General features: G+C 63.0%; 17 protein-coding genes. All 17 read right to left on the reverse strand.

What is annotated here, in order from left to right; translation table 11 throughout:
- Positions 1 to 560 precede the first annotated feature (560 nt).
- Positions 561 to 2,000, reverse strand: coding sequence for an aldehyde dehydrogenase family protein (locus tag IM737_RS04505; protein ID WP_236898669.1), 1,440 nt, complete (start codon positions 1,998 to 2,000; stop codon positions 561 to 563).
- Between the two features lie 17 nt (positions 2,001 to 2,017).
- Positions 2,018 to 2,767 (reverse strand): SDR family NAD(P)-dependent oxidoreductase, encoded by a 750-nt coding sequence (locus IM737_RS04510; RefSeq protein WP_236898670.1) that lies wholly within the window; start codon positions 2,765 to 2,767, stop codon positions 2,018 to 2,020.
- Positions 2,764 to 3,486, reverse strand: coding sequence for an SDR family oxidoreductase (locus tag IM737_RS04515; RefSeq protein WP_236898671.1), 723 nt, complete (start codon positions 3,484 to 3,486; stop codon positions 2,764 to 2,766). Before IM737_RS04515 ends, IM737_RS04510 begins: the two co-directional genes overlap by 4 nt.
- Positions 3,487 to 3,488: 2 nt before the next feature.
- On the reverse strand, positions 3,489 to 4,235 hold the full coding sequence (locus IM737_RS04520) for an amino acid ABC transporter ATP-binding protein (protein WP_272906545.1): 747 nt from the start codon (positions 4,233 to 4,235) through the stop codon (positions 3,489 to 3,491).
- Between the two features lies 1 nt (position 4,236).
- Positions 4,237 to 5,331 (reverse strand): amino acid ABC transporter permease, encoded by a 1,095-nt coding sequence (locus IM737_RS04525; protein ID WP_236898672.1) that lies wholly within the window; start codon positions 5,329 to 5,331, stop codon positions 4,237 to 4,239.
- Positions 5,328 to 6,506, reverse strand: coding sequence for an ABC transporter permease subunit (locus tag IM737_RS04530; protein WP_236898673.1), 1,179 nt, complete (start codon positions 6,504 to 6,506; stop codon positions 5,328 to 5,330). Before IM737_RS04530 ends, IM737_RS04525 begins: the two co-directional genes overlap by 4 nt.
- 67 nt (positions 6,507 to 6,573) lie before the next feature.
- Positions 6,574 to 7,605, reverse strand: a complete 1,032-nt coding sequence (locus IM737_RS04535; RefSeq protein WP_236898674.1) for an amino acid ABC transporter substrate-binding protein — start codon at positions 7,603 to 7,605, stop codon at positions 6,574 to 6,576.
- Positions 7,606 to 8,020: 415 nt separating this feature from the next.
- The gene (locus IM737_RS04540) at positions 8,021 to 8,959 is read right to left on the reverse strand and encodes a LysR substrate-binding domain-containing protein (RefSeq protein WP_236898675.1); all 939 of its coding nucleotides are present in this window, start codon (positions 8,957 to 8,959) and stop codon (positions 8,021 to 8,023) included.
- Between the two features lie 21 nt (positions 8,960 to 8,980).
- Positions 8,981 to 10,186 carry an NAD(P)/FAD-dependent oxidoreductase gene (locus tag IM737_RS04545; RefSeq protein ID WP_236898677.1) on the reverse strand — a complete coding sequence of 402 codons (1,206 nt, stop codon included), beginning with the start codon at positions 10,184 to 10,186 and terminating at the stop codon, positions 8,981 to 8,983.
- Positions 10,183 to 11,001: an NAD-dependent epimerase/dehydratase family protein gene (locus tag IM737_RS04550; RefSeq protein WP_236899861.1), complete on the reverse strand. Its 819-nt coding sequence runs from the start codon at positions 10,999 to 11,001 to the stop codon at positions 10,183 to 10,185. The genes IM737_RS04545 and IM737_RS04550 overlap by 4 nt, the downstream gene beginning before the upstream one ends.
- Positions 11,002 to 11,003: 2 nt before the next feature.
- Positions 11,004 to 12,215, reverse strand: coding sequence for a pyridoxal phosphate-dependent aminotransferase (locus IM737_RS04555; protein WP_236898679.1), 1,212 nt, complete (start codon positions 12,213 to 12,215; stop codon positions 11,004 to 11,006).
- Positions 12,212 to 13,831 (reverse strand): hydantoinase B/oxoprolinase family protein, encoded by a 1,620-nt coding sequence (locus tag IM737_RS04560; RefSeq protein WP_236898681.1) that lies wholly within the window; start codon positions 13,829 to 13,831, stop codon positions 12,212 to 12,214. The genes IM737_RS04555 and IM737_RS04560 overlap by 4 nt, the downstream gene beginning before the upstream one ends.
- On the reverse strand, positions 13,828 to 15,912 hold the full coding sequence (locus IM737_RS04565; protein ID WP_236898683.1) for a hydantoinase/oxoprolinase family protein: 2,085 nt from the start codon (positions 15,910 to 15,912) through the stop codon (positions 13,828 to 13,830). Before IM737_RS04565 ends, IM737_RS04560 begins: the two co-directional genes overlap by 4 nt.
- Positions 15,909 to 17,576 carry a thiamine pyrophosphate-binding protein gene (locus tag IM737_RS04570; RefSeq protein ID WP_236898684.1) on the reverse strand — a complete coding sequence of 556 codons (1,668 nt, stop codon included), beginning with the start codon at positions 17,574 to 17,576 and terminating at the stop codon, positions 15,909 to 15,911. The genes IM737_RS04565 and IM737_RS04570 overlap by 4 nt, the downstream gene beginning before the upstream one ends.
- 25 nt (positions 17,577 to 17,601) lie before the next feature.
- Positions 17,602 to 18,195, reverse strand: a complete 594-nt coding sequence (locus IM737_RS04575; protein WP_236898685.1) for an SDR family NAD(P)-dependent oxidoreductase — start codon at positions 18,193 to 18,195, stop codon at positions 17,602 to 17,604.
- A 161-nt stretch (positions 18,196 to 18,356) separates the two neighbouring features.
- The gene (locus IM737_RS04580) at positions 18,357 to 19,769 is read right to left on the reverse strand and encodes an FAD-binding oxidoreductase (protein WP_236898686.1); all 1,413 of its coding nucleotides are present in this window, start codon (positions 19,767 to 19,769) and stop codon (positions 18,357 to 18,359) included.
- A gap of 9 nt (positions 19,770 to 19,778) precedes the next feature.
- Complete coding sequence (locus IM737_RS04585) at positions 19,779 to 21,425, reverse strand: electron transfer flavoprotein-ubiquinone oxidoreductase (protein WP_236898687.1); 1,647 nt, start codon at positions 21,423 to 21,425, stop codon at positions 19,779 to 19,781.
- Between the last annotated feature and the right edge of the window lie 12 nt (positions 21,426 to 21,437).

Here is a 21,437-nt window from a genome sequence, read left to right on the forward strand (position 1 = left end):
TGATGCGGCAAACACCTCGCAGCACAAACGCGATTTGGTGCGGGCTTACCAATCAAGGCGTGAACGACTGCTGTTCGCTTTAGTGCGCACCCAGGCCTTCAGTCTGCCTCCCGCCCCAAGCCGCAGTTCCAGTCCGCCTACTATGCGAATCCTGCGACAGCTTTGCGGCCATTTCGGTCATCCAGGACCCTTCAGCGACTTCTTAAAGGCCGACATTCCCTGACGGGTGCGGCAGGTGGTTGAGATGGGGTAGCAAGCCAACTGGCCGCTTTAAGCTGAGGGAACGAAATTGCGGACGGCAAGGGGTGCGATGGCTTTAGCCAGAACCATCGGGACCGCCAGCGCACCCTTGATCGGGCCATAGGACTCTCGGAGACCATCTCTAAAATTGCCACGCCGCGGACGATGGTCATCACTCCGTTGGCGCGCAATAGAGAGCCGCGACGAGAGCAAAATCCAGAATTGCTGTGGAGCGACGTAAGATCAACATGGCGATCGGAAAGCTGGCGACGACACGCGATGGTCCTTAGCGGGATGTCAAGTGACGAACGGTCGGCTCCTCATCCCGCTGCGGTATAAGCGGTCTTCACCACGGTGAAGAACTCGGCCGCGTACTTGCCCTGCTCGCGCGAACCGTAGCTCGAGCCCTTGCGCCCGCCGAACGGCACGTGGAAATCCACACCCGCGGTCGGCACGTTGACCATCACCATGCCGGCTTCGGCATTGCGCTTGAAGTGCGTCGCGTACTTGAGCGAGGTAGTGACGATGCCAGCCGACAGGCCGAACTCGGTGTCATTGGCTGTGAACAGAGCTTCCTCATAGTCCTTCACCTTGATCACCGCAGCGACTGGTCCGAAAATCTCTTCGCGCGCGATACGCATCTGGTTGGTGACGCCGGTGAACAGGGCCGGCTGCAGGAAATAGCCCTCGGTCGGTGCGTTCACGCGCTGCCCGCCCTCGCGCAACTCGGCGCCTTCGTCCTGGCCGATGCGGATATAGTCCATGTCCTGCTTGAGCTGGCTCGGATCGACCACAGGCCCGATCTCGGTTTCCTTGGCCAGGGCGTCGCCGACGCGCAGATTCTTGGTGCGCTCGCACAGCGCATCGACGAACTTGTCGTGGATGCCTTCCGTCACGATGACGCGCGACGAGGCGGTGCAGCGCTGTCCGGTCGAGAAAAAGGCCGACTGGGCAACGGTTTCGACGGCGACCTTGAGGTCGGCATCGTCGAGCACGACGGTCGGGTTCTTGCCGCCCATTTCCAGCTGGAACTTGCGGTTGTGTTCGATGGACGAGGCAGCCACGCGCTTGCCGGTACCGACCGAGCCGGTGAAGCTGATGGCGGTGACGTCCTTGCTGTCGAGCATGGTCTGGCCCACGACCGAACCCTTGCCCATCACCAGGTTCAGCACGCCCTTGGGCAGGCCATTGCGGTGGAGAATGTCGACGATGGCCCAGGTCGAGCCTGGCACCAGGTCGGCCGGCTTAATCACGACGGTATTGCCATAGGCCAGGGCCGGGGCAATCTTCCAGGTCGGGATGGCGATCGGGAAGTTCCACGGCGTGATGATGCCGATGACCCCAATTGGCTCGCGCGTGATCTCGACGCCAACGCCGGGACGAACCGACCGCAGCACTTCGCCGGCCAGCCGCAGGACTTCACCAGCGAAAAAGTCAAAGATCTGCGCGGCGCGGGTCACTTCGCCAATGCCCTCGGGCAGCGTCTTGCCCTCTTCACGGCTCAGCAGTTCGCCCAGCTCGGCCTTGCGCGCCAGGATTTCCTGGCTGGTCTTGCTGAGGATCGCATGGCGCTCGAGGATGCCCGAGCGCGACCAGGCCGGGAAGGCCGCCGTGGCCGCAGCGATGGCCTGCTTGGTTTCCTCTGCCGTGGCGCGGGCATAAAGGCCCACGACCTCGGCGGTATCGGACGGGTTGATGTTCTCGACACCGTCCGAGCCCACCCATTCCCCGTTGATAAGGTTCTTGTGCAGTTCAACCATGAGATGCCCTTGCAATGTCAGGCGTAGATATAGCCGCCGGAAACAATGATGTTCTCGCCGGTCATGTAAGTATTCTTGGGCCCGCCGGCCATCAGAACCCATTCCGCCATTTCGCGCGGCTCGCCACCACGGCCCAACGGACTGGCCGCTGCTAATTCAGCCAGGAACCCCGTTTCCCTGGCCTTGGCAGTCGCCATTCCTGCAGGAGCAACGGAATTGACCAGAATCCCAAGAGGAGCAACCTCATGGGCGAAGCTACGGGTCAGGCTGACCACAGCAGCCTTGGTCGCCGCATAATGGGCATTCTGCGGATGCGCCTTGAATGCATCAACGGAGGTGATGTTGACGATACGTCCGCGCACGTCATCGCGGACGGCCTGGATGCGCATATGACGTATGGCAGCAACCATCATGTGGTACGTGCCCTTGACATTGATCGCGTTGGACTCGTCCCAGTCGTGATCGGAAATTTCGAGCAAAGGCCTGCGCGGATAGATCGCAGCCGAATTCACCAGCGTGTCGACACGTCCAAGACGAGCCACGATCGTCTTGACCGCCTCGTTGGCAGCCGCTGCAGTGCGGATGTCGCAGGCAACCGCTGCAGCCGGCAGGCCCGCCTCAAGCGCTGGCGATAGGGCACGATCAGCAGCGGCCTGATCGATGTCGATGATTCCGATCGCCGAGGCGCCGGCGTCGACCGCCATCCGCGCGATCAGGGCGCCCAAGCCCGCGCCCCCCCCGACCACAAGAACTGACATATCTTTCATCGTTCATTCCTCCTCGAATTGCCGGTGCCGCTGGCCTGAAAGGTCGGCAGGATATCCATGCGAGACACATTGGCCGATTTTGGTAGAGAGAGAGCGGCAAGCACCATGGCTGCCAGATCGTCAGGCTGAACGGCCTGCGCACCGGCATACATGTCGGCCCGCGCGTCAACAGAGAGGATATCGCCGTAAAGATTGGTCTGCACTCGTCCAGCCACGATCTCCGTCACCCGCACGCCGTAGCCTCCCATTTCGAGCCGCAATGCCTGCGCGAAGCTGCCCAAAGCAGCCTTGGTGGCGCCATAGGCCGCGAGATTGGCGAAAGGGCCGTGTCCAGCGGTCGATCCCGTGAAGAAGATGTGTCCCCGCCCACGCTCGCGCATGCCGGGGGCGACCATTCGCGTCACCCGAAGCGTGGAGGTGAGATTGATCGACACGAGACGGTCGGTGTCGTCTGGATCGCTGTCGCAGAAGGCAACGAGCGGCGAGATCACGCCGGCGTTGTTGATGAGGATGTCGAAGTCCCCGTCCGCCAGCGCCGCCTTCACCGCCTGGCCATCAACGAGATCGAGGCGCAGCGGCGTCATTCCCCGCTCAGCCAACTCCGCCAGTGCCTCTGGCTGTCGGCCGACGGCGGTCACGTCATGGCCGGCACGCTGCAACGCGATTGCGATGGCACGCCCGATCCCACTGGTTGCGCCTGTTACTAGAGCCTTTGCCATGATCAGTGCCTGAGTACCTGTGATAGGAACAGCTTGGTGCGCTCATTGCGCGGATTGGAGAAGAACGCGTCCGGAGGCCCCTCTTCGACGATCTCGCCGCGATCCATGAAGATAACTCGGTCGGCCACCTTGCGCGCAAACCCCATCTCGTGGGTCACGCAGACCATCGTGATGCCCTCCGAAGCCAAAGTGGTCATGACGTCGAGCACTTCGGCGATCATTTCGGGATCGAGGGCCGAGGTCGGTTCGTCGAAGAGCAGCACCTCTGGCCGCATGCAGAGGGCGCGGGCGATCGCCACACGTTGCTGCTGCCCGCCGGAGAGCTGCCCGGGATACTTCTCCGCCTGATCGGGAATCTTCACCTTTTCCAGCAACCGCATCGCGGTGGCCTCCGCCTCGGCGCGCGAGATCTTTCTCACCAGCATCGGTGCCAGCACGCAGTTTTCCAGGACGGTCATGTGCGGGAACAGATTGAAATGCTGGAACACCATCCCAACTTCGCGCCGTACGTCCTCGATGGCCTTCACGTCGTCGTCCAACAGCGTTCCCAAGACGCGTATCTCGCCGGCGTCGTATGTCTCCAGCCGATTGATGCAGCGGATCATAGTGGATTTGCCGGACCCCGAAGGCCCGCAGATGACGACCTTCTCGCCGCGCTTCACCTCGAAGGAAATCGAGCGAAGCGCACGGAAGTCGGTGAAGGACTTGTCGACATTGGTGAGTTGGATCACCGGCGGGCTATCGTGCATTTCAATGATCCTGCTTGCGCCCGACGCTTAGGCGACCTTCGAGATAGGCGCCGTATCGGGAGAGACCGAAGACGAAGACGAAGTAGATTGCGGCGACGAAGGCATAGACTTCCACATAGGCGAAGCGCCATTCGCCGGTCTGATAGGCGGCGTTGCCCGCAGCTAACAGTTCGATGAACCCGACCACAACGATCAGCGAGGTTTCCATGAAAGTGATCACGAACTGATTGATCGTCGCCGGCAGTGCCAGGCGAAATGCCTGAGGCAGAATGACCCGGGACATCGACTGCCAATAGGAGAGGCCCAAGGCCTGGGCAGCTTCCTCCTGGCCCTTCGCAATGCCTTGAAGCCCGCCGCGGATGATCTCGGCCTCGTACGCTGCGAAGAAGAGCGTGCTGGCGGCGATGACCCGATAGAGCTTCTCCCCAACCAGAAAATCGGGCAGCATGAAGGGCACCACCACGGCGAAGGTGAAGAGGATCGCCAGCAGAGGCAGCGAACGAACGGTGTCGATGAAAATGCCCGTGGTCTTGGCAATGACTGGCATCTTCGACCGGCGCATCAGAGCTAGCACGATGGCGAGGGGCATGCCGAGCACGCTTGTGGTGGCGAACATGAGCAGCGTCAGAGCGAGGCCGCCCCAGTTCTGCTCGCTCACGAGGCGCAGTCCGAAGACGCCGCCCCGCATGAGGAGGTAGAACGCAGCCGTCCCCAGGACCCAGACCGAAGCGAGCCGCCAGAAGCGCCAGAACCATGGGATGCAGCTCACCACGATGATGGTGACCACGACAGTGCAGGCCAGTGCCGACCGCCATTGTTCCTCGAAGGGGTAGATTCCGAAAAGAATGATGCGCCAGCGGGCAGCGATCACCGACCAGCAGGCGCCGCCCCGTGCAAGGCATTCCTCCCGCGTGGCCGTGGCGTCGAATGTGGCTCGCAGAACCGCCCAGTCCAGCACGAACCACGCGATCGTCGCGAGGATTCCGCAGCCGAGCAGCGTGAGGAACGTCGACCCCGCCGAACCGAAATAGTCGGGAAGGATGCGAGAAAGCGATCTGCTGCGAACCGTTGGGGGGGAACTCGATACCGATGTCATGATCCGGTTCCAATCTGGTCGCCCTTGATCGCAATGGCGCGATTGATGTGATTGAGGACCGCGGCGAGGGAGAAATTGACGAGCAGGAAGCCGGCCATCAAGATGAATATGAACTCGAGAGTCTGTCCCGAATGGGTGATCGAGCTGGCGATCACCATGAAGAAGTCTGTGAAGCCGACCGCTATGCCCAGAGTAGTGGCCTTAATGAGCCAGACATATTGATTTGTCAGAATCGGCAGCATGGCGCGGAAGGCCAGTGGCATCTGGACGCGCCAGAAGACCTGCCACGAAGACAGGCCCAGCGCCCGCGCAGCCTCCACCTGACCAGGCCTGACGGCTTTGAAGCCGCCCCGCACAATCTCACCCACATAGGCGCCACCATAAGCGCTTATGGCAAACGCTAGGCTGTAGACCTCTGGCTGAATGCGAATGCCACCTCGGATGTTCAGGCCCTGCAATTGCGGCATCGTGAAAATGTTGGTGCCGGCCGAATAGCCCCACCACACGGCGCCCAGAGCCGCCGCCAGAAAGGCGCAAGCCGTCAGACCCAGGCGCGAACGCCGCTGCTTGGCATCCATGCGGCGGACCTTGCGGGTGTTGGACAGCCAGACGATCGCGATTCCGCCGACCACGAGGATGGCCACCGCCAGCACGGCTGCCGAATATGCGATGTTGAGACCGGGAACGTAGATTCCACGCGCCGTCAGCATCGTCCCGCCCACTTCGATCGCCTGGCGCGGATTGGGCAGGTTGGTCGACAGGGCGTACCAGAAGTACAGCTGCAGGATGAGTGGAAGATTGCGGAATGTCTCGACGTAGATAGTGCCGAGCAGTCGAACGGATGGGTTGCGTGCCGTGCGCGCCATGCCCACGGCCAGCCCCACAACCGTCGCCCCGGTCAGACCGAGCAATCCCATGAACAGGGTGTTGCAGAGTCCCACCACGATGTACCACCAGTAAGGGCTCTCGGGGGTGGCGGGCATCACCGCGAAGTTCATGTCCCAGGACGTTGCCTTCCACAGGAACTGGAAGCCGGACGTCAGCCCCTGCGCGCGGAGATTCGACTGGGCAACCAGTACCGCCGTGACCACCAGCGCGCCGATGGCGGCGATGAAAGCGCTCTGCAGCAGAGCGCTCCGCGCGGCGCTGCTGCGCCAGAAGGTGTCCAATCTCATCTAAAACCTCACGTCCCGGAAGCAGGTCCGCATCCGGCTGCTGCCGGATGCGGCTTGGTTGCAGAGATCAGTCGAAGACCATCGGAAACAACACGCCGCCGTTGTTCCACAGGGCCGTCAGGTCGCGCGGCATCTTGTAGGGAGAACCCGAGCCGAGGCCGCGTTCGAACACCTCAGAATAATTCCCGACGGTCTTGATGACATTGTACGCCCAGTCGTCGGACAGGCCGAGTCCGGTGCCCACGCCGGGCGTCGCGCCGAGGAACTTGCCAATGTCGGCGGAGGGCGGATTGGCTTTGAGCTCATCGACGTTGGTGGAGTCGATGCCCTCCTGCTCGGCGAAAAGCAAGGCGCTCAGGGTCCAGTTGGCGATATCGACCCAGTTGTCGTCGCCCTGACGCAGGATCATGACTTCGGGCTCGACGGCCAGGACGTCGGACAGCAGATCGTGACCGTCGGGCGTATCGGACTGGGATGCTGCGATGGCAAGCACAGGGCCCCACTGGGCGTACGTATCGCAGCGGCCCTCGAAATAGGCCTTGTCCAACTGCTCGGTCTTCTCAATGGCGACGAGCTCCATCTCGATGTCGATTCGATCGAGATAGGCGATCACCTGCCGCTCGGTCGAGGTGCCGGCCGGCACGCAGATCGATCCGCCATCGGCCTCGGCCAGGCTCTTGATGCCGAGTTCCTTGTGCGCCATGACCTTGGTGGTGCCGAGGTAATACGAGTTGCTGAACTGCATGCCCAGTTCGCCGTCGCGGCTGAGCGTGCCCCCGGACGCCTTGATCATGACGTCGAGATCACCCGACTGCAGGGCGGGCCAACGCTGCTCCCAGCTGATCGGAATAATATTGACCTTGCTCGGATCGCCCAGCACCGCGGCGGCGATCGCACGGCAAAGTTCGATATCCAGCCCCTTCCACTCACCCTTGTCGTCCACCTCGGCGAAGCCCAGATACGATCCGTTGTGGCCCGGGCAATTGAGTACGCCGCGGTCCTGGACGGACTTCAGGGTGTCGCCCGACGCGGCCCAAGCCCCTGTCGCCGCCGGTAGACACATGGCGGAGATCATTCCTGCTCTGATAATCGATTTCATCGTCAGCTCCCTTGCTGAATGCCTAGTTTCCCATTTCCGCCAGTGGCGGTTTCCTGCATCCGGACCTGATCGACGAGGAGCCCTTCATTTCCACGTCACCGGCTGTCGATGAACGGAGTCCCCGTACAACGACACCGCTTGGGGACACAGTTTCGCGAACTGCTCCCAGCGACCTACTCTGCGGCTCGGCCGTTTTCGCATGAGGTTGTCCTCATACCCTCGACCGCAGCGGAACCGGTCTACGAAAGTAAACTCCAGGACAGACCAATCCCGCCGATATCGAATGTGCAGCAGGCCCCACACCCGCCAAATCAAGAAGTGTGCTGGAACGACAAGATTTGCTTTTGACCTGCGCGAAGCCGCTCAAGGCGTGTTAAAGCCCACGTCCACACCGGTTGCTCCGAAGCCTCAACCGTCAGGCGATGTCGTCTGCGGCGGCCCAATCCTGCTTGGTGATCCAGTCGCAGAACGCGGCAACGACTTTTGCCCGCTTATGCGCGCGCGGCACCACGAGGTAAAAACCCGGCACGTCTTCCTCATCCATTGCGGTGAGGCCATCGATCCCCAGGGGCGCAACGAGTTGACCTGCCTGAATATCCACCAACGCGTCCAATTTGGATATCAGTCCCACGCCCATGCCGGAAATCGTCGCGCGTCGCATGGTTGCGGCATCCTGGAACTCCACTTCGACCGCAATCTCGTTGACCTCGATCCCGAGATGCCGGAGCACTTTCGGCCATAGGCTCCTGGCAAGCACCGGGTGCAGCAGTGTCATCTCGGTCAAGTCCGAAGCAGTGGAGATCCGCTGGGCCAGAGCAGGCGAGCAGCAGATGACCTTGGGGTCACGCACCAGCAGCGCCACGTCGTACTCCTTCCAAGTACCGAAGCCCCATTGGATCGAGACATCGACCTCGTCGGCAGCGAAGTCCTTCAGGTTGATCATGGTCGTCAACCTCAGGTCGGCACCCGGCACCTGGTCGCGAAAATGCTCCAGCCGCTCCATCAAGTATCGCGTGGCGAAATAGGGACTGACATTGATGTTGATGCGGTTCCGGTAGGATGAATTGCTCACCCGGCGAACACCTGCCGCGAACTCCTCGAACCCGGCCTGCACGAAATGCGACAGCACGATGGCCTGTTCGGTCGGCTCAATGATGCGGCCCTTGCGCTCGAACAAGCGTATGTTGAGCGTGTCCTCGAGCAGCTTTATCTGCTGACTTACGGCCTGCGGTGTGACGAGCAGCTCGTCGGCAGCTGCCCGCAAGCTGCCCAGGCGTGTGACGGCCCAGAAAACCCGCAATGCATTGAGGGGTGGCAGCCTTGTGTGATTTCCGCTCATGACTTCCGGCTTCACCAGTCCTCCGGGTCCGCCGGGTCAGATTACCGCCTTTTCGAGGAACGGCAAATTGTCGACTACACGTTCGTAGCCCAGCGCCGTGAGATCGAGCGAGCGATATTCACCATAAGCGATCAGTTCAGAGATCCCGCGGCCCGTGGCTGGCGCCTGCTGCAGGCCATGACCGGAGAAGCCGTTCGCGAAAATGAAATTGCGGACGATCGGATGGCGTCCGACGACCAGGTTGTGGTCCAGAACATTGAAATCGTAGTGACCGGCCCATTGGTTGACGATGCGAATGGCTTCGAAGGCCGACGAACGTTCTGCCAGCGTTGGCCAGATCGTGTCCTCGAACTCCTCATATCGAGGCTCATAGTCGTCCCAGTCCACTCGCGGATCTTCAACGGGCGGGCAGCCGGTGAGAAAATACCGCCCTTCGGGTCGGCAGAATACTCCGGAGGGATCGATCATCAGAGGCAGTCGACCTTGATTGACCTTGGCGCTGCCCTCCGGGGACTTGGCGCAATCGAAGACGAACAGGGTTCGCTTGCGCGGCTCGACAGGGATGTCGAGACCGGCCATCCGGGCCGTCAGAGCGGCTCGCGGACCCGATGCATTGATGATGATGCCCGCATCGATCGTCGCACCGGACTTGAGCATCACCCCGGTCACGGCGTCGCCCCGACGCAAAATGGCAACCACTTCGTCGGTGACGTACTCGGCACCGAGATCGCGTGCCTTTGCCTTGAAGCCATGCATCAGGCCGGTATTGTTGAACCAGCCCTCTCCGGAGCGACCGTATGAGGCCAGCTCGATGTCATCCACATTCAGATGCGGAAAAGCATCGGCGAGTTCGTTGCGGTTCCACAGGACGACATCGGCGCCGCAGGTCTTCTGGACCTCGTGGTTCTCGCGCAGCGTCGCGACCTGTTCGGGCTCGCGCGCCAGGAACAGGTAGCCGCCTTCATGGAAATCCAGGTCGGGCCGGTCATCGCCAACGCGCATCGTCTCGGCGAAGCTCTTGATGAAACTGGTACCGAACTGGCCGATCTTGACGTTGATCGGGTTCGAGAACTGGTTGCGGATGGACGAGGAGGACAGCGACGTCGCCGCGAAGCGATAGGTCGGATCGCGCTCGATCACGAGGATACTGCCGTCGAAGTCCGGATTGGCGGCCAGGAAATAGGCTGCGGCCGAGCCGATGACGGCGCCGCCGACTATCACCACGTCATAACTGTCTTTCATTTCTTCGGCTCATCGTCTGGATGGGGCAGGTCCACGAACCAGCCGCCCAGGAAGTGCGTGGCGGGGGCATGGGGGTCGAGCGGAGGCTTGGCACTTTCGACCTGCGCACGGAAGGCCTCGGTGTCGTCTTGCGGATAGTAGCCCAGATGGGCCGCCCCCGAATTATCGACCGGCTTGACCTTGTTGTCGGACAGACCGAACGAGATGGTATGGGCGACGTAGGGTGCGGTGAGGCTGGCTTCGACCAAGCGCACGCAATCGGCAAATGACAGCCAGGACCACAGCATTCGTCGATCGGGCGGTTCGGGAAAGGACGAGAAGATGCGCAGGTCGACTGTCTCAATGCCGAACTTGTTCCAGTAGAGGCTACCCAGCGCCTCCACGAAGCATTTGGAAACGCCGTAGAGGCTGTCCGGCTTCACGGGTGCATCCACGCCGATGTGGTCTTCAAGTCGATGATAGCCGATGGCATGGACCGAGGAAGCGTAGACGATGCGCCGGACGCCATTCTTACGGGCGGCCTCGTAGATGTTGTAGCTGCCCTCGATATTGGAGTGCAGGATGGTGGACCAAGGGGCTTCTAGCGGCGCGCCGCCGAAATGCACCACGGCGTCGACGCCGCTCATGGCCGCCTCAGCGGCCTGCGCATCGGTGAGCTCGAAGACGACGGCTTGTTCATGGGCCGCAAGGTCGGCCGCTTCGACGCGATCGGCGAGCAGCAGCGTCTCGGTCAGGTGAGCCAGGCCACGCCGCAATTCGGTGCCGAGACGCCCTGCCGCACCGGTGAGCAGTATTTTCTTGAACGCTTTGGCCATCGTCATTCCGGTTCCGAAAGCAGGGCGACCGCAGTCGCGATGCGGCGCATCGCCTCGGTCAGGATACTCTCCGAGGTCGCCGTGGATATGCGGAAATACGGCGATAGACCGTATGCCGCACCGGGAACGGCAGCCACATGCGCGTCATCGAGCAGATATTTCGCGACTGCAACGTCATCCACCAGCGTCGCCCCGGTCGGCGTCCGGCGGCCAATCAGGTCCGCGCAGCCGATGAAGGCGTAGAACGCCCCTTCGGGCGGCGCCAGGGAGAGAGCGGGAATGCCGGCGACGGCCTCGACCACCAGATTGCGTCGCTCCTCGAAAGCCGCGCGGAACCGACGAACTTCGTCCTGAGGCCCCTCCAGGGCAGCCAGAGCACCGGCCTGTGCCATCGCGCACACCGACGTGACGGACTGGCTCTGGACGGTCGCCATGGCCTTGATCATAGGAGGTGGCCCGGCGGCATAACCGACGCGCCATCCGGTCATCGCATAGGCCTTCGACACGCCGTTGACGATCAGGCTGCGCTCGAACAGCTCCGGACAGGCCTGGGCGAAGGACACGAACCGCCTGCCATCGAACAGGATGTGCTCATAGATCTCGTCCGATAGGATCAGCACATGCGGATGGCGAGCCAGGACGGCGCCGAGCGCCTTCAGCTCGTCCACCGAATATGTCGCGCCGGAGGGATTGCCGGGCATGTTGAGAAAGAGCCACTTGGTTCGGGGCGTGATCGCTGCTTCGAGCATCCGCGCGGTGAGACGGAAACCATCGGCCGCGCTGCATTGCGGCATGACGGGAACACCGCCGAGCAACTTCACCATTTCGGGGTACGACACGAAATAGGGCGCGGGCAGAATGGCTTCGTCGCCGGACTCGAGGGTGGCCATTAGTGCATTGAAAATGATCTGCTTGGCGCCGTTGCTGACGATGATCTGATCCGGCGGGACCAAGAAGCCGTTCTCGCGATGGAACTTGCTGGCTACGGCCTTGCGCAGTTCGGGCGTGCCGAGGGCCGCGGTGTAGAGCGTCTGCCCCGACAGTGCAGCCTGATGGGCCGCATCGATGATGTGGCGCGGCGTGGGGAAGTCGGGTTCGCCCAAGCCGAGGTCGATCACATCGACGCCCTGCGCCACGAGCGCCTTGGCTGCCTGCGAAACCGCCATCGAGGCCGATGGCTTCACCACCGCGAGCTTGCTGGAGATGTAGTTCAATTGTCTGCTCCTCCGACCAGCCCCATTGCCGCATCCAGGGCGCGGCTATCGCTGTCGCGATCGACAGGATTGCCGAAGCCGCCGCCACCGGGCAGTTGCAGCACCAGCCGCCGACCGGCCGGTACGTGCTGCCAGCCCTTGGGCCGCAGTTTGGTGCCATCATCGAGCAGCACTTCGCCCGAGGCGCCGGGCTCTCCGCCGGCGCGGCCGCGCGCCGGTGAGCGGACGCGGTCGAACATGGCCGAGAAATCGAACTCATGACCGTCGAGCGCTCCGATTTCGATCGTCTGACCCAAGCCTCCACGGTACTGGCCATCGCCGCCCGAGCCGGATCGCAATTCCTTGCGCCAGACCACCAGCGGGCCCGTATGCTCCGTCGCCTCGATTGGCATCGTATGCACGCCCGATGGGAAGGCGGTCGCGGAAAGCCCGTCGCTGCCCGGCCGCGCTCCCATGCCGCCCGAATTGAACATGAGGACTTCCGCATGACGACCGGAACGGCCGTCGATGGGCCGAGCGGAGATGTGGATGTTCCAGAGTGCGGCAGCGCCCTCCGCTGGAATGCGATCGGGCATGGCTTGGGCCAATGCTCCGAACACCAGGTCAGGCACCATGTGGCCGATCACATGGCGGAGCGAAACCGGTGCAGGCCGCTTCGCGTTGAGGATATTGGTCGGGGATACCACATTGAAGAAGGCCAGTGACGCGCTGTTGTTGGGAATATCGGGTGCCACCACGCATTTGACGGCGTAGCAGGCGTAGGCCTTGGTGTAGATGATGGGAACATTGATGCCCCATCGGCTCATCGGCGCCGTCCCGTCGAAGTCGATCACCACGCCGTCCTCGGCTATCGTCACCTTCGCCGCCAGCCTGATCGATTCATCGTAGCCATCCGTCACCATGTCGGCATGCCAGCTGCCCCTGGGCAGATCCAGGAAGCGCTCCGCCATGGCTTTGTGGGTCCGTTCGAGAATGAAGTTGCCGAGTTCATCCAGGTTCGGCAGGCCGACCTCATCGAGCATCATGGCCAGGCGGTGATGGCCGACGTCATTGCAGGCGGCGAGGGAATAGAAGTCGCCCACGACAAGGTTGGGTTCGCGAACGTTGAGACGCAGTATCTTGACCAAATCGGCGTTGACCTCTCCGCGCTCGGCGAACTTCATGATCGGGATCTGGATACCCTCTTCGTAGACGGACTTGCCATCCGCGCCGAAGCCGCGCCCACCGACATCCACCACATGCGCAGTGCAGGCGAAGAAACCCACGAGGTTGCCGCGATGGAATGAGGGCGACACCATGGTGATGTCATGCAGATGCCCTGTTCCTTTCCAGGGATCGTTGGTGACATAGGTGTCGCCGGCAAACATGTTGCCACGTGGAATTTCGGCGATGAAGTGCAGCACCGCCTCGGCCATGGTGTTCACGTGACCGGGGGTGCCGGTCACGGCCTGCGCGAGCATGCGTCCCTGCGTGTCGAACACGCCGGCGGAGAGGTCGCCGGCCTCGCGCACGGACGTCGAAAATGCCGTGCGCAAAAGCGTCAGCGCCTGCTCCTCGACCACGGAAATCAGGCGATTCCACATCACCTGCATGCGGATTTCGGACGACCCACTCATACTGCACGGCCTTTCCTGAGAAGAAGAAGCGACCCGTCGCTCTGCACGATGGCGTCGAATTGGGAGGTGACGACCGTGGAGGTCTCGCTCTCGACCACGATGGCCGGCCCGGCTATGCGATCTCCGCAGGTCAGATCGCTGCGCGTGATGATTTGACTGCTCTGCTCCTGCTCGGTCGCCGGATCGAAGACTTGGCGCGTGAACTGTCCGACGATTGGCCGGCCGACCTTGTCGAGCTTGTGCTGACTTCGGACGTGACGCTTCTCCTGGACCTTGACCGACCAGGAGACGATCTCGACTTCCTGGCCCTCGACGGCCCTGCCGAAATACTGCGCGTAGCGCTCGCGGAACCGGTGCTCGATCATGTCGAGATCATAGGGAGCATAGGGCGGTTCGGGCAGGGCAACGGGAATCTCCCATCCCTGACCCACATACCGCATGAAGGCCGTGATCTCGCGTTCGATGGCCCCGCGGGCGCCGACGCGAACAAAGCCTTCCGCCGCAGAAAGCAGATCGGCGAGCAGAGCATTGGTGGCGGCGAAGTCCAATTCGGCCAGCCGCATGACGCGTGTGGCGACGGCCTCATAGCCGAACGGCGCCCGCAGAAAACCGATGGCCGATCCAACGCCCGCGCCGGCCGGTATCAAGCAGGCTTCGACGCCGAGCTTCTCGCAAAGTCGGGCCGCATGGAGTGGAGCCGCGCCGCCGAACGCCACCATGACATTGTCACTCACGTCCTTGCCGTTCTCCACCGCATGGACCCGCGCTGCATTGGCCATGTTCTCATCCACGACCTCGCAGATGCCGAATGCCGCCGCCTGCGCAGATAGAGAGAGGCGCTGGCCGACATCGCGCGTGATGGCAGCCTCGGCAGCGCTGACAGAGAGCTTGATCTTGCCACCGGCGAAATTGTCCGGATCGAGCTTGCCGAGCACCAGATCGGCGTCGGTGATGGCCGGCTTGCTGCCCCCACGTTGGTAGCAGGCAGGACCCGGCTCGGAGGCCGCCGATTCGGGGCCAGCCTGAATACGCCCCATGGCATCGACCCAGGCGATCGATCCACCGCCGGCGCCGATCTCGATCATTTCGATCACCGGAATCGAAATGGGCATGCCAGATCCCTTGGCGAAGCGATACGTCCGCGCCACCTCGAAGGTGCGCGCCGTTTGCGGCGTGAAGCCCTCGATGAGGCAGATCTTCGCCGTCGTGCCGCCCATGTCGTAGGAAACGACCTTGTTCAGATCGAAGCGGCGCGCCACGTCGGCGGCGTATATTGCGCCACCCGCCGGCCCGGACTCCACCAGTCGCACCGGGAATTTCACCGCCGTTTCGACCGAGATCAGGCCGCCGCCGGAATGGATCATGAATACCGGGCAGGCGACGCCTTCTTCCTTGAGGCGGGTCTGCAGACGGGACAGATAGGCGGCCATCTGCGGCTGCACGTAGGCGTTGGCGCAGACGGTGTTGAAGCGCTCGAATTCGCGCATCTGCGGCGCGACTTCCGAGGAAATCGAAATCGGCACGCTGAGCCTGCGTGCCAGGATTTCGCGGGCGCGCTGCTCGTGAGCGGAATTGGCGTAGGCATGGATGAAGCCGATGGCGACGGCACTGAACTCTTCGTTGGCAAGGGTCTCGGCCAGGACCTCGAGGGCGGCCTCGTCCAGCTGCTGCAGTTCTTGACCCTGTGCACCGATGCGACCGCCGGCCGTGTATCGGTGCTCGCGCGGAATCAGCGGCGGGGGCAGCTTGATGTTGAGATCGTACTGATCGAAGCGGTTCTCGGTGCGCATTTCGATGACATCCCGGAAACCCTCGGTCGTCACCAGCGCCGTCTTGGCACCACGCCGCTCGATCAGAGCATTGGTCGCCAGCGTCGTGCCGTGGATCATCATGTCGATCTGCGACGGCTCGATCTGCGCGTCGCGCACCACGATACGGACGCCGTCAAGAATGGCCTGCTCGGGCGCAGCATAGTTGGTCAGCACCTTGGTGGAGACCATGCGGTCGCCGATCTCGAGGGCCAGGTCGGTGAACGTGCCACCGATATCCACCCCAAGCCGGACGGCTTGCTTGCCGGTCATTTGTCTGTCCCCCTGCTGAGCGCTGCCGCTCTTATTTGGCTGAGCGTCTGAGCCGGAGTGATCGCCTCCGGCGAAATGTTCAACTCGAGGAGGGCCCCCGTGCGCGACGCGCGTGCCCTTCCAAAAGCATCGGCGAAATCCTCGGTTCTCTCTATGCGCTCGGCATGGAAGCCATACGCCTGCGCCAGAGCCACGAAGTTGGGATTCTCCATCGTCGTTCCGGAGACACGGCCAGGATACTGGCGCTCCTGATGCGCGCGTATCGTGCCGTAGATGCCGTTGTTGAGCAGCAGAATGATCGGCTGGGCACCGAATTGCGCGGCGGTGGCGAGCTCCTGGCAATTCATCTGGAAGTCGCCGTCCCCCGCGAAGCACACGACCGTGCGCGACGGGAAGGCGACCTTGGCTGCGATGGCTGCCGGCACGCCATAGCCCATGGCTCCGGACTGCGGCGCCAGAAGGCGGGCCTTGGGACCATACTTCAGGAACCGACCAGGCCAGACAGTGAAATTGCCCGCGCCATTGGTGATGACAGCATCCTCCGGAAGCGTGTCCCGCAGCCACGCGGCCACCTTGCCCATATCGACCGGCGACGGCAGATCGGGAACCACGAAGCTGGATTCGTATCCCTGACGAGCCGCCTCCCGCCACGCCGTCCATCCGCCGGCTACAGGGCTCAATGCGGCAGCGAACGCGTTGGGTCCGGCAACCACGCCGAGTGCCGGTTGGTAGACCTTTCCCAATTCCAGGTCGGAAGGGTGGACGTGGATCAACGTTTGGCGCGTCACCGGAGGCTCGAGCAGGGTGTACCCGTCGGTGGCCATTTCCCCGATCACGACGTTGATGGCGAGGATGACGTCAGCCTCGGACATGAGCCGACGCACATTCGCCGTCATGCCGACGCCCGCCTCGCCGCAATAGGCAGGCGAATGGTTGTCGAACTGGTCCTGGTAGCGGAAGCTGGCCACGACGGGAATGTCGGATTGCTCGGCGAAGCGCTGAAGCGCGTCTGCGCCTTCGGCCGACCAGTTCGCGCCACCCAGCATGATGAGAGGACGCTGGGCGCCCGCCAGCATGGCGCGTATCGCTTCGAGATCATCGGGGGCGGCGCATGGCGCGGCGATGAGCGTCGGGCCTGCTAAGGCGGCTACGTCGGTGAACGCGGAAATCATGTCTTCCGGCAGCGCGATCACCACCGGACCGGGTCGACCGGCCGTCGCGACGTTCCAGGCGCGCGCTACCAGTTCCGGAATGCGTTCGACGCGATCAATCTCCACGGCCCACTTCGCCATGGTGCCGAAAACCGCCTTGTAGTCGACCTCCTGAAACGCTTCCCGCTCCTTCATGTCGGTGCCGACCTGACCGACGAAGAGCAGCATGGGCACGCTGTCCTGCCTGGCGGTATGGACGCCGATCGAAGCATTGGTGGCGCCCGGCCCGCGGGTCACGAAAGCGATGCCGGGCGCCCCCGTCAGCTTGCCGTAGGCGGCAGCCATGAAGGCAGCGCCACCCTCGTTGCGGCACACGACGAAGTCCAGCTGGCCTCTGGTGTCGTGAAGTCCATCGAGCACCGCCAGGTAGCTCTCGCCCGGAATGCCGAAGCACTTGGTCGCACCCAAAGCGACCAAGCACTCCACGAGCAGTTTGCCTCCGTGCCGCATCATCAATTCATCCTGGTTGTCTGGAGTCCTAATCCGGACTGCGGGAGCGCATGGCTTCCGCACCGGAACCGGACAGGGAAAGAATGGCCGCTGCGGCCCTTGAGAAGGTGGGCGCATCGGCCCGCACGACGTCGATCGCGATACCCAGCGGCCCGACCTGTTGGCGAAGCGTTCGGGCGAATGCCTCGCTTGCCGAACTGACGGCTTCCTGCAGTTCGGACCGGTGTCCGCCCGTGGGCGCCAGCACGAAGAAAACGTGGCCATGACCGGTGGCGATCATCCCGGGCAGAACTGTATGGGTGAGTTGTAGCGCGACGGACAGGTTGACCTCGAGGACCATGTCGATGGCAGCCTCATCGAGATCGACGAATGCTTCGTCCTCGGGCCAACGCAACGCAGCATGAACCATGAGCGTCGGGTCGATATCGTAAGTCACCGCGCGCACCTGGTCGCGATCCGTGAGGTCCATGGCGAGCGGTACGACGCCGGCATCGGCGCGCATCTCATCCAATACTGCGCGGTCGCGACCCAAGGCATGGACTTCCCAGCCGGCACGCGCCAGAGCCAAGGCGATGGCTCGCCCCGCCCCTCGTGTCGCTCCCGTCACCAATGCCCGTTTCATCGTGCCCTCGCCCTGTGCAACGATGGTGCGTCGGGGGCGGCGTTGAGGAAATCAATTAATGCGCGGGCTTCGGCAAGTTATCCTTGTCAGGTCCGACGCACGGCAGAAAACAGCGCAAAGCCTTCACGCCGACCGGGGGGAAGGTGATGGGCGCGGGGTTCCTACTGGGCCCGGCCCACGATGATCACGCCGGGATTGAGGGTCGCGCGGGGATCGAGCGCGCCCTTGATCCGGGCCATCAGATCTCTCTCCACCGGCGGGCGCAAGGCATCGGCGATGGCGATTTTCGACCGGCCAAGGCCATGTTCCGCAGCAAAACTGCCGCCCATGCTCTCAGCCAGCGCGCCCACCAGCATGGGCAAGTCATGGGTTGCTTCGGCAAACTCTCGATCGCCGGCGGGCGGGCTTATATTGTAGTGCACATTGCCATCGGCGAGGTGGCCGAATGGGTTGATGCGCGTACTGGGCGCAATGCCGTGGCAGACGCCCTCGGCCCGCGAGAGGAATTCGGCCAGTCGTGCCAGCGGCACCGATATGTCGTGCTTGAGCTGCGGGCCCTCCAGGCGCTGGCCCTCCGGCTGTTCCTCGCGCAGGCGCCACATCTGTTGACGTTGCGATTCATTCAGCGCGATCACTCCATCGAGCACCAGGCCCGTCTCGAATCCCTCGGTCAACAACGCTTCGAGGATGTCGTCGAGGGGTACGAGGGCCGACGAGGACGACAGCTCCACCAGCACGTAGAACGCGCTGCGGCTCTCCAGTGGAAAGACCACGTCCGTCACATGCCGCAGCGCCAACTCGACGCCGCACTCGCTCATGAACTCGAGACCCGAGAGGAACTCGCCGGCCTCAGCGCGTATCCGGGCACCTAGTCGAACCACCGCGTCCGCATCCGGTACGGCCAGCAGGGCGGTGGCTCGTCGCTTTGCTGAAGGGAACGTCTTGAGCACGGCCCTGGTCACTACGCCAAGCGTTCCCTCCGAACCGCAGAACAACCGCTTGAGCTGATAGCCCGAATTGTCCTTGCGCACGCCGCGCAGCGCCGACCATAGCCGCCCATCGGGCAGAACCACTTCCAGGCCGAGGACGAGATCCTGCATGCTGCCGTAGCGGAAGGCGTGGCTGCCACCCGCATTGGTGGCGATCAATCCTCCGATCTGCGCGGACCCTTCCGCACCGAGATGCATCGGAAAGGTCTGACCATGCGGCTCGAGGGCTGCATGCAAGTTGCTCAGAACCACACCGGCTTCAACCTCGATGCTGTCCCCCACGGGGTCGGGTCGACCGATCGTCGTCATGCGCGACAGGGACAGCAGTACGCCTCCCGCGACCCCGCTGACCGCTGCCCCGCAGAGACTCGTATTGCCTCCCTGCGGTGTGACGGCCAGGCCCGCGTCATGACAGATGGCGACGACCGCCTGCACTTCTTCGGTCGAAACGGGTCGCGCCAGGCCCAAGGGGGGCATGCCATGGCGGTCGAGCCAGTCCCGCGACGCGGATATGGCCTGGTCCCCGGTCAACCAACCTTTGGGACCCAGGCATTCGATGAGTTTGCGGGCGACGTCGTCGGTCATCATGAACCGTCACATATTGGGATAATTGGGACCGCCGCCTCCGACGGGCACCGTCCATACGATGTTTTGGGACGGGTCCTTGATATCGCAGGCCTTGCAGTGCAAGCAGTTCTGAGCGTTCACCTGGAAGCGTGGTCCGGCCTGCTCCATGAGGACTTCGTAGACGCCGGCGGGGCAATAGCGCTGTGCAGGCTCGGCATAGAGCGGCAGGTTGACGGAAATCGGAACGGCTGGGTCGATCAGGCGCAGATGGCTGGGCTGGCCCTCGTCGTGATTGGTGGCGCTGAAGGCCACGTTGGTGAGCCTGTCGAAGCTGAGAGTGCCATCGGGCTTGGGATAGTCGATCAGGTTGCAGGCGTTGGCGAGTCGGGTGGCGGCCGCATCCGACTTGCGATGGCGCAAGGTTCCAAGGGGCGAAAAGCCGAACAGCGCATTGCACCACATGTCTGCACCGCCGACGACGAGCGCGGCCCAGAGTCCCCAGCGCGACCAGACCGGCTTGACGTTGCGCACCGGACGCAGGTCGTCGCCGATCGCCCCATTGCGCACGGCGGCTTCGTAGTCCGTCAATTCGTCGCCTCGACGCCCCGCAGCCACGGCGTCCTCCACCGCGTCGGCAGCGGCGATGCCGGACAGCATTGCATTGTGATTGCCCTTGATGCGCGGAACGTTGACCATCCCCGCCGCACAGCCGAGCAGAGCCACGCCCGGCGCGACGAGCTTCGGCAGGGACTGCCAACCACCCTCGGTGATGACGCGCGCGCCGTAGGCAGTTCGACGTCCGCCCGTCAGTAGTTTGGCCAGCATCGGATGATGCTTGAAGCGCTGGAACTCCATGTACGGCGACAGGTGGGGATTGCCGTAGTCGAGATGAACGACCAGACCGATATGCACCTTGCCTTTCTCGCCGTGGTAGGCAAAGCCTCCACCACCAGCATCGGCGCCCAATGGCCATCCAATAGTGTGGACGATGGTGCCGGGCTTGTGCAAGGCCGGGTCGATCTCCCAGATCTCTTTGAGGCCGAGGCCGAATTTCTGCGGACTTCTGCCTTCCGACAGGCCGAAGTGGGCGATCACCTGCTTAGTGAGCGAACCCCTGGCCCCTTCGCCCAGCAGAACATATCTGCCGCGCAGGGCCACCCCGGGTTCGTAGTTGGGACCAGGCCGCCCATCCGGACCCAAGCCGAATTCGCCGGCAACGACGCCGGCGATCCGGTCGCCGTCCCAGACCAGCCGCGAAGCCGACATGCCGGGAAATATCTCGACGCCAAGGCCCTCGGCCTGTTGCGCGAGCCAGCGGCAAAGGTTGGCCATCGACACGACGTATTTGCCATGGTTGGACATGAATGCCGGCATGATCCAGGCGGGGATGCGAAAGCCCGATTTGGGGCCGAGAAGCCAGAACTGGTCGTCCGCGACGGCTACCTCGACCGGCGCGTCGCGCTCGCGCCAGTCCGGCAGGAGGGCATCGAGTCCTGAGACATCGAGGACCGCGCCGGACAAGACATGCGCGCCGACTTCCGAGCCCTTTTCAAGAACCACCACGTTCAAGGTCGCGTTGCGCTGCTTGAGCCTGATTGCCGCCGACAGGCCAGCAGGCCCGGCACCTACGACGACGACGTCATAGTCCATGACTTCCGGTTCGGCAGCCGCCATGGAATCTCTCCC

This window comes from Devosia sp. SL43 (assembly GCF_021729885.1).
In the GTDB taxonomy this organism is placed as follows: Bacteria; Pseudomonadota; Alphaproteobacteria; order Rhizobiales; family Devosiaceae; genus Devosia.

Excerpts from the sequence above, each read along its gene's own strand:
- IM737_RS04505 (WP_236898669.1), bottom strand. The coding sequence starts at position 2,000 with ATGGTTGAACTGCACAAGAACCTTATCAACGGGGAATGGGTGGGCTCG.
- IM737_RS04510 (WP_236898670.1), bottom strand. The coding sequence starts at position 2,767 with ATGAAAGATATGTCAGTTCTTGTGGTCGGGGGGGGCGCGGGCTTGGGC.
- IM737_RS04515 (WP_236898671.1), bottom strand. The coding sequence starts at position 3,486 with ATGGCAAAGGCTCTAGTAACAGGCGCAACCAGTGGGATCGGGCGTGCC.
- IM737_RS04520 (WP_272906545.1), bottom strand. The coding sequence starts at position 4,235 with ATGCACGATAGCCCGCCGGTGATCCAACTCACCAATGTCGACAAGTCC.
- IM737_RS04525 (WP_236898672.1), bottom strand. The coding sequence starts at position 5,331 with ATGACATCGGTATCGAGTTCCCCCCCAACGGTTCGCAGCAGATCGCTT.
- IM737_RS04530 (WP_236898673.1), bottom strand. The coding sequence starts at position 6,506 with ATGAGATTGGACACCTTCTGGCGCAGCAGCGCCGCGCGGAGCGCTCTG.
- IM737_RS04535 (WP_236898674.1), bottom strand. The coding sequence starts at position 7,605 with ATGAAATCGATTATCAGAGCAGGAATGATCTCCGCCATGTGTCTACCG.
- IM737_RS04545 (WP_236898677.1), bottom strand. The coding sequence starts at position 10,186 with ATGAAAGACAGTTATGACGTGGTGATAGTCGGCGGCGCCGTCATCGGC.
- IM737_RS04550 (WP_236899861.1), bottom strand. The coding sequence starts at position 11,001 with ATGGCCAAAGCGTTCAAGAAAATACTGCTCACCGGTGCGGCAGGGCGT.
- IM737_RS04560 (WP_236898681.1), bottom strand. The coding sequence starts at position 13,831 with ATGAGTGGGTCGTCCGAAATCCGCATGCAGGTGATGTGGAATCGCCTG.
- IM737_RS04565 (WP_236898683.1), bottom strand. The coding sequence starts at position 15,912 with ATGACCGGCAAGCAAGCCGTCCGGCTTGGGGTGGATATCGGTGGCACG.
- IM737_RS04570 (WP_236898684.1), bottom strand. The coding sequence starts at position 17,576 with ATGATGCGGCACGGAGGCAAACTGCTCGTGGAGTGCTTGGTCGCTTTG.
- IM737_RS04575 (WP_236898685.1), bottom strand. The coding sequence starts at position 18,195 with ATGAAACGGGCATTGGTGACGGGAGCGACACGAGGGGCGGGGCGAGCC.
- IM737_RS04580 (WP_236898686.1), bottom strand. The coding sequence starts at position 19,769 with ATGACCGACGACGTCGCCCGCAAACTCATCGAATGCCTGGGTCCCAAA.
- IM737_RS04585 (WP_236898687.1), bottom strand. The coding sequence starts at position 21,425 with ATGGCGGCTGCCGAACCGGAAGTCATGGACTATGACGTCGTCGTCGTA.